At 60.8% G+C, this 15,724-nt stretch carries 16 protein-coding genes and 1 pseudogene; 4 read left to right on the plus strand and 13 right to left on the minus strand.

Going from position 1 to position 15,724, the window contains the following annotated elements; all coding sequences use genetic code 11:
• Window positions 1-57: 57 nt before the first annotated feature.
• Window positions 58-783: pseudogene (locus Thiosp_RS07000) on the minus strand (Crp/Fnr family transcriptional regulator); the annotation flags it as partial.
• A 458-nt stretch (window positions 784-1,241) separates the two neighbouring features.
• Between Thiosp_RS07000 and Thiosp_RS07005 the strand changes: the two are divergent.
• Window positions 1,242-1,442, plus strand: a complete 201-nt coding sequence (locus Thiosp_RS07005; RefSeq protein WP_201063515.1) for a DUF2934 domain-containing protein — start codon at window positions 1,242-1,244, stop codon at window positions 1,440-1,442.
• Between the two features lie 668 nt (window positions 1,443-2,110).
• Window positions 2,111-4,468: a GAF domain-containing protein gene (locus Thiosp_RS07010; RefSeq protein ID WP_201063516.1), complete on the plus strand. Its 2,358-nt coding sequence runs from the start codon at window positions 2,111-2,113 to the stop codon at window positions 4,466-4,468.
• A gap of 74 nt (window positions 4,469-4,542) precedes the next feature.
• Here Thiosp_RS07010 and Thiosp_RS07015 read toward each other — a convergent pair whose 3' ends face one another.
• Window positions 4,543-4,857 (minus strand): DUF1840 domain-containing protein, encoded by a 315-nt coding sequence (locus tag Thiosp_RS07015; protein ID WP_201063518.1) that lies wholly within the window; start codon window positions 4,855-4,857, stop codon window positions 4,543-4,545.
• Between the two features lie 30 nt (window positions 4,858-4,887).
• On the minus strand, window positions 4,888-5,070 hold the full coding sequence (locus Thiosp_RS07020) for an EAL domain-containing protein (RefSeq protein WP_201063520.1): 183 nt from the start codon (window positions 5,068-5,070) through the stop codon (window positions 4,888-4,890).
• A 260-nt stretch (window positions 5,071-5,330) separates the two neighbouring features.
• Here Thiosp_RS07020 and Thiosp_RS07025 point away from each other — a divergent pair, with 260 nt between their 5' ends.
• Together Thiosp_RS07025 and Thiosp_RS07030 are read left to right on the plus strand one after the other, a co-directional pair.
• On the plus strand, window positions 5,331-5,738 hold the full coding sequence (locus Thiosp_RS07025) for a PilZ domain-containing protein (RefSeq protein WP_201063523.1): 408 nt from the start codon (window positions 5,331-5,333) through the stop codon (window positions 5,736-5,738).
• Window positions 5,739-5,959: 221 nt separating this feature from the next.
• On the plus strand, window positions 5,960-7,753 hold the full coding sequence (locus Thiosp_RS07030; RefSeq protein ID WP_201063524.1) for an AAA family ATPase: 1,794 nt from the start codon (window positions 5,960-5,962) through the stop codon (window positions 7,751-7,753).
• 258 nt (window positions 7,754-8,011) lie between these two features.
• Here the strand turns inward: Thiosp_RS07030 and Thiosp_RS07035 are convergent, their stop codons facing one another.
• Genes Thiosp_RS07035 through Thiosp_RS07080 form a run of 10 tightly spaced genes read right to left on the minus strand, consistent with a single transcriptional unit; the run spans window position 8,012 to window position 15,475 of the window.
• Entirely contained in the window at window positions 8,012-9,040 is a 1,029-nt protein-coding gene (locus Thiosp_RS07035) for a F0F1 ATP synthase subunit gamma (RefSeq protein ID WP_201063526.1), read from the minus strand.
• Window positions 9,037-10,485 carry a DUF2254 domain-containing protein gene (locus tag Thiosp_RS07040; protein ID WP_201063528.1) on the minus strand — a complete coding sequence of 483 codons (1,449 nt, stop codon included), beginning with the start codon at window positions 10,483-10,485 and terminating at the stop codon, window positions 9,037-9,039. The genes Thiosp_RS07035 and Thiosp_RS07040 overlap by 4 nt, the downstream gene beginning before the upstream one ends.
• Window positions 10,482-12,140 (minus strand): alternate F1F0 ATPase, F1 subunit alpha, encoded by a 1,659-nt coding sequence (locus tag Thiosp_RS07045; protein WP_201063530.1) that lies wholly within the window; start codon window positions 12,138-12,140, stop codon window positions 10,482-10,484. Before Thiosp_RS07045 ends, Thiosp_RS07040 begins: the two co-directional genes overlap by 4 nt.
• A complete protein-coding gene (locus tag Thiosp_RS07050; RefSeq protein ID WP_323697108.1) occupies window positions 12,137-12,898 on the minus strand; it encodes a F0F1 ATP synthase subunit delta in 762 nt (253 codons plus the stop codon). Before Thiosp_RS07050 ends, Thiosp_RS07045 begins: the two co-directional genes overlap by 4 nt.
• A gap of 58 nt (window positions 12,899-12,956) precedes the next feature.
• Window positions 12,957-13,238 carry a F0F1 ATP synthase subunit C gene (locus tag Thiosp_RS07055; RefSeq protein ID WP_201063532.1) on the minus strand — a complete coding sequence of 94 codons (282 nt, stop codon included), beginning with the start codon at window positions 13,236-13,238 and terminating at the stop codon, window positions 12,957-12,959.
• A gap of 31 nt (window positions 13,239-13,269) precedes the next feature.
• The gene (locus Thiosp_RS07060; RefSeq protein WP_201063533.1) at window positions 13,270-13,959 is read right to left on the minus strand and encodes a F0F1 ATP synthase subunit A; all 690 of its coding nucleotides are present in this window, start codon (window positions 13,957-13,959) and stop codon (window positions 13,270-13,272) included.
• Window positions 13,950-14,372: an ATP synthase subunit I gene (locus Thiosp_RS07065; protein ID WP_242518242.1), complete on the minus strand. Its 423-nt coding sequence runs from the start codon at window positions 14,370-14,372 to the stop codon at window positions 13,950-13,952. The genes Thiosp_RS07060 and Thiosp_RS07065 overlap by 10 nt, the downstream gene beginning before the upstream one ends.
• Window positions 14,365-14,751, minus strand: a complete 387-nt coding sequence (locus tag Thiosp_RS07070; RefSeq protein ID WP_201063536.1) for an AtpZ/AtpI family protein — start codon at window positions 14,749-14,751, stop codon at window positions 14,365-14,367. Before Thiosp_RS07070 ends, Thiosp_RS07065 begins: the two co-directional genes overlap by 8 nt.
• Window positions 14,741-15,148 carry a F0F1 ATP synthase subunit epsilon gene (locus tag Thiosp_RS07075; RefSeq protein ID WP_201063558.1) on the minus strand — a complete coding sequence of 136 codons (408 nt, stop codon included), beginning with the start codon at window positions 15,146-15,148 and terminating at the stop codon, window positions 14,741-14,743. Before Thiosp_RS07075 ends, Thiosp_RS07070 begins: the two co-directional genes overlap by 11 nt.
• 18 nt (window positions 15,149-15,166) lie before the next feature.
• Window positions 15,167-15,475, minus strand: coding sequence for a hypothetical protein (locus Thiosp_RS07080; RefSeq protein WP_201063538.1), 309 nt, complete (start codon window positions 15,473-15,475; stop codon window positions 15,167-15,169).
• Between the last annotated feature and the right edge of the window lie 249 nt (window positions 15,476-15,724).

A 15,724-nucleotide genomic window follows, 5' to 3' on the forward strand; every position in this document is an offset into this window, starting at 1 on the left:
TGCGGCAACATCCGCGGGGCCATGAAATGTGCTGTGCCGATTTTGCGTGGCTCCAGCCGGAAGCAGGCGTTGGAACTCTTTTTTGACCACTTGGTAGCATTCGCACGCCCGCGCCTCCAGGCCCGGGCGATCCAGCAAGCTGATATGGCCCCGGCTGTAGTGAATCAGTCCCGCTTTCTGCAATCGCCCGGCGGCCTCGGTCACGCCCTCGCGCCGCACGCCCAGCATGTTGGCGATCAGCTCCTGGGTCATGCACAGTTCGCTCGAGGCCAGTCGGTCGAGACTGAGCAGCAGCCAGCGGCAGAGTTGCTGGTCGATGGTATGGTGGCGATTGCAGACAGCGGTCTGCGCCATCTGGGCGAGGAGTGCCATGGTGTAGCGCAGCAGCAGCGGCTGCAATGCACCGTGGCGGCGCCCGCCGTTGCGGGAAAATTCCTGCTTGAGCAGTCGACCTTTCAGGCGATAGGCGTGGCCGGCGCTCTGCACCACGGCCCGATTCGGCATGGTGTCGCTGCCCATGAATAAGGCGACGCCGACGACGCCTTCGTTGCCGACCACGGCGATCTCAGCGGAGGCGCCATCCCTCATGACATACAGCAGGGAGACGATCGCGTTGGTGGGAAAATAGACATGGCTCAACTGCTCTCCCGACTCGTAGAGTGCTTTGCCGAGAGGCAGTGGGACCAGCTCCATTTGAGTGCGCAGGCGCTCGAATTCGCAGAAGGGCAGGGCCTCGAGCAGATGATTTTGTCTTGGGAACGCGGGGGTGGGTGTGATGTCCATGAGTAGTCGCTCCCCTATGAGCTGCAGTCGATGCGGAATCTGACTTGGGCGGCCGGGGTGAATCAAGTATCCCGCATCAAGGATCAGGGCCGCTATCTGTACGGTAGCGCACAAAGGTTGCCGGGCGGTTCCGGCTTTCCACTGACGATGGCATGGGGGAAAGACTGATTCATCATGGCGCAGCGTCCTCATGGAAATGTCAGTGGTGTGTCGATGATGCGCGTAACCTGATACCCCGATCCCCGAATAGGTGTTTCCCCGATCAACACAGCCCGCTTGAGTATGGATAATTCAATCTCACTGCGAGAGACATGGACAGAGCGGCAAACCGGCCCGCATGGTCTACCTCACCCGCTGTCAGTCTCGCGTTAAGACCCGTCCGGTGCGAGCCGGAGTGCTGCAGCAACTGCGGATAACGTAATACGCGACCGCGAATCCATCCAGCAGAGGCAACCCCCATGACGACAACTACCACTCCCAGAAAACGCACAAGCACCAAAACAACAGCCAACATCGACCCGCCCCGCTACGACCGACCTGCAAAAGACGAAAAAGTCGCAGAGCTCGCCTACCTCAAGGCCGAACAGCGAGGCTTCGAAACCGGCCACGAGATGGACGATTGGCTCCAAGCCGAGGCCGAACTGGCCAAGTTTGATTGATTACTCCCTGCCAAGCCCTCAACCGATCGCGCCCCTGTCTCGAAGCGAGGCCGTTCGGTCCCGAGTTCTCCTGGAAGCTCGACGCGCGTTAGACGGAATCGCAGTGCATTCCATGGGTGAAAACGAAGCCGCACTGGTCCATGCTCTGGACCATGACAACGGACGGCCCTTGGAACCCTGCGATACGCGGCGCAAAAACAGGCACCTGGTCGAGCAGCCGCTTGACCGAAAGCGCCCTGAACAACGCGTTCCCCCTAACGCGGCTTCCGGGTGACTGCTGAACCGGGTGCCTGTTTCCAGGCCCTAAGCTGCTTTGCGTGAACGCACTGCCGCCATGGATCAGATCAGCTCTTGAAACTGGTGTATCAGCCGCTTCTTTGCGCGTTGACCCCAGTAACCGCTCCCGTTAACCTCCCTTCTCGGCGCCCATCCTGACGCTCATGGTCCCGGCCACCCCAGCGGCTGAATCCATGTGATTGAGGGTAAACCTTCAGGATGGACGAAAGTTCCTACCCCCACCTTTCTGCAGCCATTGGGGTTCAAGCGGACTCCAACAGAGATCTCTTGCTGCAAGCATGTGCTGCAAGTATGAACAGGGCTGCTGGCCGTCATGGCGCTCCCGTAAGGTGTCCGGTTGATTTTCAAGACCATTCAAGAGGAGGCCGGCGATGCCGCGCAACCCAAACGAGGCCAAGGACCCTCGCCTCGGGCAACCAGAGCACACCGGCGGGCGGGTTTTAGCAAGCGCGTCTTGTGGCGGATTCCACCTGTATTTGCTCAACAATCTGAGCGCTCCGCTCGCTCTCTATGAGCCTGACGGCACGCTCATTTTCATCAACACGGCCGGAGCCGCTTTGCTCGGCGGCAGCCCGGACGACTATGTCGGTCGCAACCTTCGGGAGTTCGCTTCAGAGAATATTGATGCGTCTCTGCGCCGAATCCGCCAGGCCTACGACGACAACGCGGCCCAGGAATACTTCGACCACGTTTCGCTTCCTGATGGAGACATGTGGTTCCAGTCGGCCTATCAGCCTGTTGTTGACGAGCATGGCACCAAATTTGGTGTGCAAATCCTCTCCGAGGACATCACTGAGCGCAAGCAGGCCGAGAAGGAGTCGGTCAAACTCAAGAACCATCTTCAGTCCCTGTGGAATATCGCCAAGCACACCGAGGCGACACACAAAGAACTCTGCGATCTGGTGCTTGAGGAAATCCAGCGGATGACCGGGAGCCAGTTTGCCTTTTTCGGGTTCCTGAACGAAGACGAAAGCGATTTCGCCATTCATGCCTGGTCCAAGAGCGCCATGCCCTCATGCACGGTCGAGGACAAGCCCATCCATTTTCCCATCCACCAGGCTGGGCTGTGGGCGCAAGCCGTTGTTGATCGAAAGCCAAGCATCTTCAATGACCTGAGCCTGGAGCACCCGAGAAAGAAGGGGCTGCCTCAAGGTCATGTGCCGCTCTCGAATCTGATCTCCGTGCCCATCCTCCGCGATGGCAAGGTGATCGCGCTGTCCGCCGTCTCCAATAAGCAGGGGAAATACACCCAAGAAGATGTCGAGATGGTGCACGCCTTCACCTCGGGCGTCCTCTCGCTGCTCGACAACAGGCGGGCCGAAGAAGCGCTCCAGACCATCGAGTGGATGCTCGACAAAAAACCAGACGCCGTGCGAACTCTGCCGACTCAGGACTATGGCGACCTTGCCGTGTTAAACAGCTGCCGTGTCATTCTCGATGGGGTGGGGGTGGACATCCTGTACAAGATTGCCAATGACTACATGGTCCTGTTGGAAACCTCCTCGGTCGTTTATGAAAAGAACGGCGACTGTGCGCTCGGACTCTTCTCATCCGGCTGGTGCAAGCGTCTGGACCAGGCCTCGCGAGACTTGTGCGACTGTCAGGACAATACGCAAGCCATGGCCAGCGGCAAGTGGCTGTGCCATGAGTCCTGCTGGACCGATGCGTCCAAGGTGGCCATTGAGACCGGCGAGCCGACGGACATTGTCTGCCATGGCGGCATTGGGTTGTACGCCGTCCCGATCCGCGCGGGGAATGAGATTGTCGGAGCGATCAACTTCGGCTATGGCTCCCCTCCCACGGACGAGGAAGCCCTGGAGCAGCTGGCTAAAACCTACCGGGTTCCAATCGTTGAACTCAGGACCCTGGCGGCTCAATACCAACACCGGCCGCAATTCATTCTCAATGAGGCCAAGTCGCGGCTTGCTACTTCTGCCCGACTCATCGGTGAGATCGTTGCCCGCAGCCTGGCCGAAAAGCAACTCGAACACGCCAAGGAAAGAGCCGAAGCTGCCAGCCGGGCAAAGTCCGAGTTCCTGGCCAACATGAGCCATGAGATTCGCACTCCGCTCAACGGGGTCATGGGCATGTTACAGCTGCTTGAGGACTCGGGACTGGATGCGGAATCCTCCGAGTATGCCAATATCGCACTGGAGTCCTCGCGCAGTCTGCTGACCGTCATCAATGACATTCTCGACTTCTCCAAGGTCGAGGCCGGAAAGCTCGACCTGACTCTCGCCCCGTTTGGAATTGATTCCCTGCTCAAAGCGCTGGTTCTCACCTTCACCACACAAACGCGGAGCAAGGATATTGCGCTTGACTACCGGATCGCTGCGGATGTGCCAAATGAAGTCGTCGGGGACATGGCCCGATTGCGCCAGGTGCTCTTTAATCTTGTCGGCAACGCGGTTAAATTCACCGATGAAGGCGGCGTTCGCATCGAGGTGCGCGTCCTCGAGAAGTCCCTTCCCCATCGCCTGCGTCTGGGGTTCACCGTCACAGACACCGGCATCGGCATCCCCGAGGAGCAAATCAACGACCTTTTTGAACCTTTCGCACAAGCGGACGGCTCGCTCACCCGAAAATTCCAAGGAACTGGCCTGGGGCTTTCTATCGTCAAGCGGCTCGTCAAACTGATGGATGGGGCCGTTGGCATTGAAAGCGCGCCGGGGCGCGGCACGGCGGTTCAGTTCGACATCCTGGTCGGGCTCGCGGATGCAGAGCTATAGAACATAGACCAGACGCGCATCAATGCCGCCCTGCGCGAGACCATCGAGCACCAGGGATAGTCGCCTCATCACGCTCAGACATCCCACATGACATTTTCCTGCTGCGCCGCAGCAGCCGTGAGCAGTTCGATCAGCGGTAGTGCCCGATGGGCCAGACTGACATGCGGGCCTTCGTCCCCATCCTTCGCCTGCCCGCTGGCGGGGTCCAGGGGCTGATCGGGTCGCGCCTCGACGGCGGCCTTGAGGTGGGCGAGTGCGGCGGGCACATCCTCAGCAACCAGGGCGCCGGGCACTTTGCCGCTATGCCCCATCAGCTTGATGAGTGTCACGGCGATATCGCCGAACATGGTGATGCTGGCATAGGCTTTGGTTTCAAATTTAATCAGCATGGTCTTCTCCCTTCTGTTTTGATGCGTGGATTATTGTGTCAGCTCGGCTGTCTTTTCCTCCAGCGCGACGCTCTCGACAATCTCCCGGTCCTCGGCATCGCCGAGCATATCCTGCACGAAGCTCTGATTGATCTTCAGCACGTCGATTTGCAAACGGCGGAAGTAAGCGAGCGACGCATAGCGCGAGCCAAAGTCATCCAAGGCGAAGCGCACCCCGAGTGCGCGACAGGCGGTGCGGCAAGGTGATCGCGTGCGACCGAGGCAGCGTTGTCATCCTTCGAAGCGATTGATCATCTGTGTCATCCAAATCGAGCCGGCAGGTTACCCGGCAGGTCATTAGGGTTTCGTCGAGCCACTCGCCATCCAGGTGCGGTAATCTATGCGACCGCCGGCTTATTGTTGCTGAGACAGCGCCGCGCGGATCAAGTGCAGCTTCAACCCTGGCAACGGCATCGCCTACAGGTCGATTGATTATGCGCCAATATCTCCGTCATCCATCGGATATCCCCATTGTCTACCGCCTTGGGGACTTAGTGGCCGATCGCAACGACTATCTCCGCAATATTGGTCACGGCGGCCTCTGCTTTCGTTCGCACAGCGCCGTTCCGATTGGCGCCAATATCCATATCGAAATCCCAATTGTGCAGCCGGAATTCAAAGCCGATGGCATCGTTGCCTGGTGTCGCACACAGGGAAACGAGCACGAAGTTGGAGTGCGTTTCAATGGTGTCGAGGCGGAATACAGTGTGCGCATGGTTGAGCAACTGTGCCATATTGAACACTATGTCCGCCGCATCCGCGAAACCGAAGGACGCGAGCTCACCAGTGAAGAGGCGGCTGTCGAGTGGATCGAAAAATATGCGGCAGGCTTTCCAGGGTAACTCCAGAGGATCAGGTAGAAAGCATAATGATCGCCATGCGGGCTCTATGTTCGCTGGCGCGCAGAGCGATTGAAATAGTAAAGCTCCCGATCAGCGCATGGAGGTTTCCCTGATGCCCGCAGGCAAGGGCAGGCAAGGGCTTTGTGGGGTAACCTATAGACGGCGCCCCTTGACCGGCAGGACGACCCAGCCGCCATCACCCGGAAAGAGACCGTATCGCCATGAAATTTCCCTACGGCACGGCGGACTTTCACAAAATCATCACCGACGGCTATTACTACGCAGATCGTACCGCGCACATTCGCACGCTGGAAAACGCCGGCGAGCAGCTTCTGTTGTTGCGCCCGCGCCGCTTCGGCAAAACCGCCTGGCTGACCACGCTGGAGAACTATTACGATCTGGCCCGTGCCGGGGAATTCGACGCCCTGTTCGCTTCGCTTGCCATTGGTCGCGACCCCACCGCGCGGCGCAATCAATACTTCGTGCTGCGCTGGGATTTCTCCATGGTCGATGCCAGCGGCAGTCTGGCGGAGATTCGCCAAGCCTTGCACGATCACCTCAATAGTCGGGCGCGCGCGTTTTTTGCTCGCTATCGCGACCATCTGGGCCGGTGGTCGCTGAGTCTGCAACCAGAGAACGGGCTGGTGGCCTTGGAATCCGCCGTCAGTGCCGCCCGTGCCCAAGGGCATGATCTGTATCTCTTGATCGACGAATACGACAACTTCGCCAACGAACTGATGCAGGGGCGGCACGCGGATTATGAGGCCTTGGTCTCCGGAGAAGGTCTGCTGAAAACCCTGTTCAAGGCCGTCAAGTCCTTAGCCTCTGGTCAAGGCATCGACCGGGTGTTCATCACCGGGGTCTCGCCAGTGGTGCTGGCGGATATTTCCAGCGGCTACAATGTCTCGAAAGACATCAGTCTCGATGCCCGCTTTGTCGATCTGTGCGGATTCACGGAATCCGAAATCACCGCCGTGCTGGATCAACTCGCTGCCGAGCAGCAGCGCGCCCCAGAGTGGTCGCCACGCATGCTGGCAACCATGCGCACCTGGTACAACGGCTATCGCTTTGGCTACGAACCCGGCCCCGGTCTCTACAACCCGACCCTGGCGTTGTATTTCTTCGATGCGCTGGCCTCTGCCGGGCAGCCGCCCCGGGAGATGCTCGACAACAACCTAGCGATGGATCGTAACCGCATCGACTTCGTCGCCCGTCAGCCGCATGGGCAGGAGTTGATCGGCGCCGCGCTTGATCCCGAGCATCCGCCGGTGATCGCCAGTCTGGCGCACCGCTTTGGGGTCGAGGATCTGCGCTGCGCGCCCAGGGACGCGCCCTTTCTTGGCTCGCTGCTGTATTTTCTTGGCGCGCTCACCCTCAAGGATCAGGACGCCATGGGGCGACTGGTGCTGGATGTACCCAATCTGGTCATCCGCAAGCTGTATGTCGAAAAGTTCCGCGATCAGCTGTTCCCCGAGTATCTCGAGCGCGAAAGCCTGCGCGCCGCCGCCGAAAGTTTCTACACCAACGGCGACCTTGGCCCGCTCGTCGAGGTGCTGGAAACCAACCATCTGCGGGTGTTCGATAATCGCGACTATCGCTGGTCGAACGAGCTGACCGTCAAGACTGTGTTTCTGGTAGCCTTGTTCGCCGACATCTTCTACGTCATGGACTCGGAAACCGCCATTGCGCGCGGCCATGCCGATCTGTCACTGATGGTGCGCGAGGAGATGCGCCGCTTCGCGCTGCTCGATCATCTGTTGGAGTTCAAGTACCTGAGTCTTCAGGATCTCGGGGAAAGCGCAGAGCGCCTGCGGCAGCTATCGCGCGAAGAACTCAGCGCACGGCCCCAGGTCGCCGCCCTGCTCGACGAGGCCGAAGCCCAGCTTGTCCGCCACCGCCAGGGACTCGAACAGGCCTACGGCGGGCGGCTGCGCCTGCACACCCATGCCGTGGTGGCACTGGGATTCGAGCGGCTGCTTTGGCGCAGCACTCCGCCATCCGCGCTCAGCCAGTAGGGGTTGACTCGGTAACGGACTCAGCATCGCACGGTCTGCGCTTGGCTGGCAGAACGGCCCAGGGAGGTTCTCATCAAGCGCCGACAGAACTTGTTTGCTGGCACATACGAAAACCGTGAATTGCTTGTAAAGCTTCAGGTTATAAAGCAAGTACCTGCTGGGCGGCGCCGTAGTTGGGTCTTGCGCGGTCATCCGTCCGCGTGCCGCACCAGTCGCTGGCCCACCAACGGTTGCAACCGGGCCTCATCGCGCCGCCAGTCATGAGCTTTGCGCTGACCGCCGTGGTTCGGAGAGCGCCTCGAAGCCGGCGATCACATCGAAGAGCTCCTCGTCGATGCCGCTCTGGCGCAGGCGGTGGAAGCTGGCGTTGAGTGTGTCGAGCAGCTCGTCGATATTCTTGTCAGCGCGTTGCATGGCGGCGAGGCGGCTGGCGTTTTCGCTGGCCAGGGATTCGGCGCAGGCGCGAAAGATGGAGACAAAGAGGTATTCGCGGATGAGCGCTCGCAGGGTGCCGGTATTGCTGTCACTATCGCCCCCGATCACCTCGGGCAGATTGTTCGTCGGCCAGGGGGCATCGGCAAGCGCGTGCCGCCAGGGCGCGTCCAGAGGCAGCAGGCGCTGGTCGACGGGCGCGTAGACGGCGCCGGAGCTGGGTCTGTTGTAGAACAGGTAAAGTGCGCCGAATTCGCCCTGACGCTGGTGCGCCTCGATTTCGACCAGAATCTCCCCGACCAGCGTGGTGATGGCCTCGACCGAGCTGGGCACGGCGAACTGGCCGACCACTGCCAGACCGGCGTCCGCCAAGCGGGCCTGCACGCGCTCGCCGACCGCCCAAACCTGGGGTTGGCTCGGTGATTGATCCTTCTTTGCGTCAGGCCGTGCATCAAACGTTGCGTCAGGTTGTGCCTTTGCTTGTGCGTCTGGCGATGCGTCAAGCTGCACGTCAGGCTGCAAGACCGTCAGTCCGGCCAGCTTCTGCACGGCATGGTCGGCCACCTGATCATTGAACTGGCCCACCAGCCCCTGATCGGAGCCAAAGATGACCGCGCCAATCGGGCCTGAAGCGGTTTGCCCGGATGGGTCCGTCGGCCCGCCTGCCTTGCCGATGCCTCGGAAGCAGACACCCAGACCCAGCTCGACGGTGCGCGCGTAATCGACCAGGGCATCCACCGATTGTTCGTACTGATGGATGCTGGATGCGGCTAGCGACTTCATGGTGCGCACAACGGATTGGAGGTCTCCGGCACTGTTGATCTGGCGGCGCAGGCTGGCGGTGGTGTCACTCACGAGGCGCTCCGTCGCCGGTCGAGCTCTGCGCGCGCCTGCGTTAGCCGACGTGCCAGATGGGTCCGATCGTGCGGCGCGACAATGTTGCGCTCGGCGGCCTCGGCGATCTCCTCCACCTTTTCTCGCAGCAGCCAGCGCCGGTCCCGGCTGGCGGTCAGATCGGCGATGGTTTCCAGTGCGCCGAGCAGCCGCAGCAGGATGGCGACATTGGTTTCGGCATCCTGACGGATCTGATCAAAGGCCTCGCTCAGCAGGCTCTCGAAGCTCGGGCCGCAGGCGATGACGCGCACGACGCCCTGATCCAGCCCGTGCCCGGTGCCAATCCGGCGCGCCGCCAGCCGGGTCATAATCGCCGCCAGGTAGTCGACGCACATCACCGCCGTGGTGGTGTCATTGATGCCGGGTGACAGCGCCTTCAGGGCGATGTCGACGATCTGGCGGATGCCGAAGGCGACATCCTGCTCCACCGTGCGCTGGCGGCTGATCACGAAAGCCGCGTTCAGCTTGTCCGTCGTTGTCTCGTTCAAATCAGCCGGGTCGAGCAGCGAGACTAGCGGTGTGTCCTCGACGACGAAGTCACCGACGCCATGCTCCATGCGTAGGATGCTGTCCAGGCTGCGGGCGACATCCAGCAGCGCGTCCGGGTTGACGCGCTCGATGTAGCCGGTTTTGCGCGCCGGGACGGGAGACCAGGGCTGTCTGGCGAGCCTGTCCGTCAGGTCGTCATCCAGTGCTTGATCGCCGTCTTCGTCCTTGCCTCCGTTGCAGCCCCCTTCACCGTCTTCGTGATTGCCTTTTTTCTGATTGCCATTTTCCTTGTTCTCGCCCACGCGTCCATCGTCATCCTCGCCGTCCTGATCGCGCTCTTCTGGCGACGGCGGAAACAGCTTATCCACGGCCGCCAAAGTCTCTAGTGCGGCCTTGGCGACGATGCTCGATGCCTGGATCGAGGTCGCGATATGGTGGATAAAGTGAATCAGCACCCCGAGGCCGACGAAGGCGAGCAGCAGGCCAGTCAAGACCGCGAGCGAAGGGACGAACTCGCTCGCCCCACCTTCGCGAATCGTCCGCAGGACCACCAGGCAGTAGGCGAAAATGCCGAGAAAGACGCCAAGCACCCACTGATTGACGCGGTCGCGCATGAAGTTGCGAATCACACGCGAGCTGTACTGGCTTGATGTGAGCGACAGGGCCACCAGGGTGATCGAGAACACCAGTCCCGCCACGGTGATCATGGAGCTGGCCACGGTCGTCAGCAGCCCGCGCGCACCCGCCGCGCCGGTGCCAAAGATCAGCGGCCAGCGCGCCGCCAGATGCAGATCGATGCTGGTGTCCAGGGTGATGAGGACAATGGCCAGCACCACCGCATCCACGACCATCAGGGCGGGGACGAACCAGAAGCTCGAGCGCATCGATTGCCAAGCATGCTGGAGTTTGGTGATCATGCTTGGCGCTTCTCTGCTGATGGGGCTGGTTTAGGCGATCCGCCGAGTTTGGGCTCCACGTCAGGCTCCGAGTTCGGCTGCGATTCGGGCTGGCGCTCGGGCACGGATTGGGACTGGGATTGGGACTCGGGCTGGAATCCGGCAAGCGCCTCGCGCCCGATCTCCACGATGATCTGACGATCCTCATCGCTCAGGGAATCGCCGCTCACCAAGCGTTCAATCAGATCCTCCGGGATCATCGCCGCCGCGTCTTGCACCGCACGCTCGGCATCGGGCATTTGCTCAAGCGGCACGGTGTCAAAAAGTCCGGCGGTCAGAGCCAGCAGAATGGTGATCTGCGCGGGCATGGACACCGGCGCAAATTCCGGCTGCTTGAGACAGGCGCGGATGCGTCGCCCATGCGCGATGCGTTCTTGGGTGTCTTCATCCACGCGGGCGCCGAAGCGGGCAAAGGTTTCAAGCTCCTCGAATTGCGCATAGGCCAGTTTCAGATCGCCCGCCACCGCGCGGTAGGGTGCCCGCTGCGCCTTGCCGCCAACGCGCGAGACGGACTGGCCGACATCGACCGCAGGCAATACGCCTAATTCAAACAGCGACGGCGAGAGGTAGATCTGTCCGTCGGTGATGGAGATCAGATTGGTCGGGATGTAGGCCGAGAGGTTCTGCGCCTCGGTCTCGATGATGGGCAGCGCGGTGAGCGAGCCGCCGCCAAGGTCTTCGCGCAGGTGGGTGGCACGCTCTAGCAGGCGCGAGTGGATGTAGAAGATATCGCCGGGGAAGGCCTCGCGACCGGGCGGGCGGCGCAGCAGCAGCGACAGCTCGCGATAGGCGCGGGCATGGTGGGTGAGGTCGTCATAGACGATCAGCACATCGCGGCCCTGCTCCATGAAATGCTCGGCGATGCTGGTCGCGGCATAGGGGGCGATGTAAGTCAGCCCCGGCGAGTCGTTGCCCTCGGTTACGACCACCAGGGTGTAGTCCAGCGCGCCCTGTTCCCGGAAAGTCGCCAGCGTCTTGGCAATCGCAGACGCCCGCTGACCAATGGCGCAATAGACGCACAGCACATCCTGGCCGCGCTGGTTGAGAATGGTATCGATCGCAATGGCCGTCTTGCCCGTCTGGCGATCACCCAGGATCAGCTCGCGCTGGCCGCGCCCGATGGGGATGAGCGCGTCGATGACCTTCAGCCCCGTCTGCAAGGGCACAGTGACGGGCGCGCGGTCCATGATGGGAGTGGCGGGACGCTCAATCGGCAGGCGTTGGCTGGCGTTGAGAGACCCCAAGCCATCAAGCGGTCGGCCGAGCGGGTCGATGACGCGCCCCAGCAGACCCTCGCCGACCGCCACGTCCATGACCCGACCGGTGCGCTCCACCGCATCGCCAGCGTGCAGTTGCCAGTAGTCGCCGAGTAGGACCACGCCGATCTCGTCCGGGTCCAGGTTGAAGGCGATACCGAACACATCGCCGGGAAAGGCGAGCAGCTCCTCGAAGCCGATGCCCGGCAGGCCGGAGACCTTGGCGATGCCCGTGGAGACGCTGGCGACGGTGCCGATTTCGTGAGGGGCGAGTTGCGGCGTGAAGGCGTCTCTCGCCCGGGCGATGGCGCTGAAGCTTTGATCGAAGACCGATTGTAGAGGCTCGGGTGCGGCGCTCATGGATGCGCTGCGTCGGGTGCGGGTTGCGCGGCTTTTGGCTCGATATCGGATTGATCCTTTGCCTTCAGCAACTCCCCAACCTCCTGCTCCAGCGACTTCAGATACTCCGCAATACTCCAAGCGATCCTTTGCCCATTCGTGCTCAGCTCGATCCCGCTGATCAAGTCAGGCGAAGTCTCAAATCGAACCGGAATCTCAGTTGCAAATGTCTTGTTCAGTGCGCTCTGAATCGCCGCGCGCTGATCAGCGCTCAGATCAAAGGCACTGCGCACGCGTGCGGGGTCGGTCGCTGTCTTCTGCGCCTTGGTCAACACGGCGAGCCGATCTTCATCCAAAGACTCCAAGCGCTTGATGAACACATCAACTAGACGCTCCTCCAGCCCTGTCCCGGCCAGATCCGTCAGCGTCTTGCGCGCAATCGCGAAGACCTCCTGCTGAGTTCGGTTCATTAGGGCCTGATTAAGCTGTTCGGACTCCTGTCGCAGCGCAACTTGTCGCTTGGCACGCAAGGCGTCGGCAGCTTGCCGGGCTTCATCGAGCAGGCGCTGGCGTTCGGTCTTTGCCTCATCAATGGCTTGGGCCAGGCGCGCCGCGCGTTGCTGGTCGAACTCTTGGTTCTTCTGCTGAAAGGTCTCGCGCTCCTGCTGGGCCTCGGCGCGTTTTTCATCGGCGTCCGCCAACTCTGCCGCGATGCGCTGCTCGCGCGCGTCGATAGCGTCGAGAATTGGCTTGTACAGAAAGCGCTTGAGCAGCCACACTAGAACCAAAAAAGTTAAGCACCTGCGCGCCGACGGTGAACCAGTCGATGAGCATGACTTAGTTCCCGGCGACCTGGGCAATGGCGAGGTTCCAGAAGGGGTTGGCGAAGATCAGGATCATCGAGACCACGAAGCAGTAGATGGCCGTGGACTCGATCATCGCCAGACCGACGAACAGGGTGCGGGTGATGGTGGCCGAGGCGTCAGGCTGCTGCGCCAGGGCCGTCAGTGCGGTCGCTACCGCTCGGCCTTCTGCAAGGGCTGGTCCCATGGTACCGAAGCCGGTGGTGAGGCCGGCCATGACGATCGAGATCACCGCGATCAGCGCTAAACTGTCCATGATAGGTCCTCGGTTGCTTGCATGAGTGATCTCACGGGTTGGGTGCTGCCTTTGGCTTTCGTGTCTGCGTGGCGGCCGCAATATAGACGGCTGCCAGGATGCTGAAGATGTACGCCTGCACCATGCCGGTGAGCAGGCCGAGCGCCGTCATGAGGATCGGAAAGATAAAGGGCGTGATGGTGAGCAGGATGGCGATGATCATCGCCCCGCTCATCATGTTGCCGAAGAGCCGCACCGCTAGGGCCAGAGTGCGGGAGACCTCGCTGATGATATTGAACGGCAGCATCATGAAGGTCGGCTCCATGTAGGACTTGAGGTAGCCGCCGAGTCCCTGGTCCGCGATGCCAAAAACGGGTACAGCCACCAGCACACACAGCGCCAGCGCCGTCGTGGTCGAGAGCGAGCCGGTCGGCGGCTCATAGCCTGGAATGATGGTGGCCAGGGCGGCGGCGGCGACGAACAGGAACAGGGTGCCGAGAAAGCCGAGATAGGTCCGCGCGTCGTGCAGCCCGACCTCCGTGATCTGTTGCTCAATGCCGGTGACGAGGATTTCCAGCAGGTTCTGCCAGCGCGAACGGGTGAGGTCGCGGGAGAGTTTGCGCGTCACCAGAATGGAGCCAATCACCAGCACGAGCATCAGCGCCCAGGTGAAGACGATGGTCGCATTGAGCTGGATAATGCCGTATTGCCAGAAAACGATCTCATCGGGACTTAGGCGCATGTCCGGTCTCCGTCGTGACCCTTTGGTGATTGATTGGCGGCGGCTTGACTGGGTGCTGCTTGCTTGGGTGCTGCTTGCTTGGGTGCTGCTTGCTTGGGTGATGGTTGATCAACTGGCCGGGTCCATCGCAGAACCAACGCCCGAGCGCCGATGACGCCGAGCAGCGCGGCCAGCAAAGGCTCCCAATGGCCGTCGGAGATCAGATACAAACCAAACAGAAGCACACCCATACGCACCAGCAGGCTGCCCAGAAGCCACAGCGCCGGGCGCGGGGACTCGAGGCTTTTGCGCAGCGTCCACCAGAGTCCACCGAAGAAGATCGCGCCAAGTGCCAGGCCAGCGACCCCAGCCAGCACCATGAACTGCACCAGTTCCAGATCCAGTTCCAGCAATGGGCTCAGCGTTTCATCCATCGGGATCATCCGGATCTTCCTGATCCTCCGCCCGCATCGCCCGTTCTTCCTTGGCAACCCAATGCCAGGCATTGAAACAGCCGAGCGTGAGACCGCCCACCAAGAGCGCTAAAGTCCAAGAATGTGTGCCTGGATGCTGCTTGTCGAGCCAGAGTCCCAGGCCCGCGCCGAGTAGCGTCGGCACCACCACCGACCAGCCGATCAGCCCCATCATGCCCAGGCCAAACCAAACCCCAGGCGTGGGGTTGCGCCGCGCATGAAGCTTACGCGCCGCCTTGGCGCCGACCTGACTGGCAAAGGCCTGTTCCGAGCCAGAGCCAGAGACGGGGCCAGAACCAGACCCCAAGTTCGGAGTCTGTTTGCTCGGGTCATTGGTCATGTTGCAGGCTCACGAAGCGGCGCATGAATCCGGCTTCCATTCTTGCCATTACCCTTTGCAGGTTGTTCTTGCGCGCATTCACAATCAGAAACTCCTGCACCACGGTCGCGCGTAATTGATCGAGATCGCTGCCGCAGGTCGCGCGGCGCACGGACACCAGCACCTCAGCGCCGGCTTTGACCAACACCCCCTCATCCACGGCCAGATAGACCTCGCCCTCGGCCTCGGTTTCGTAGGTGAGAATTCCCGGCGTGAGCGCGGTGACACAGTCCAATCGATGGGGCAAGAGTCCGAAGGAGCCGTCCGGCGTCTCCGCGACGATGCGCAATACGCGCGTTGCATGCGAAAAAATCCGGAAGGGCAGAAGAACCGCAAGATTCATCGGCATGAAGGACATGACTTGCTCCTCAGGCATTCAACGGTTGGTTTTTGTAAGCCATTGCTTAACAGTGGGTATATCGATCCGATGCAAGGCTAATTGGTTATCCAGTGATTCAAGCATGACGCGGTCAGTCTCTCTTCCTGTCCGCTTCAATCTCAGGGACACACTCCTGCGCATGGCGATGAGTTCCTCGACATGCTTGAGTCGCGGGCAACGGGCTTCGAAGCGGGTGGGATCGAGGGAGATTGTGAAACCCGATTCCTCGATTGCTCGCCTGCCGAATTGTTGCTGGCCAGAGATGTTTTCATGGTGATCACCTGTGTTGGTGCTTTTGTTAGTCATGGCACTCATCCGAGACTGTAACCACGGCATCGGTCCGAGTCTGTTCGGTTCCGCACTTAAGCCTTAAGTCCGTCATTCCTTCAGTCCGCAAATACTCAAATACTCAAATACTCAAGCCTTATCAGACGCACCCTAGACTCACAACATTCCCGCCATGTTCGTTACTGGAAAGAGGACATCAGGGTCCCGGCGATGCCGGCTTTAACGTCACTTCCTCAAGGTTCCCGATCATGTAAAGCGCCCGCTCCG

It is taken from the genome of Thiorhodovibrio litoralis (assembly GCF_033954455.1).
Taxonomy (GTDB): Bacteria; Pseudomonadota; Gammaproteobacteria; order Chromatiales; family Chromatiaceae; genus Thiorhodovibrio; species Thiorhodovibrio litoralis.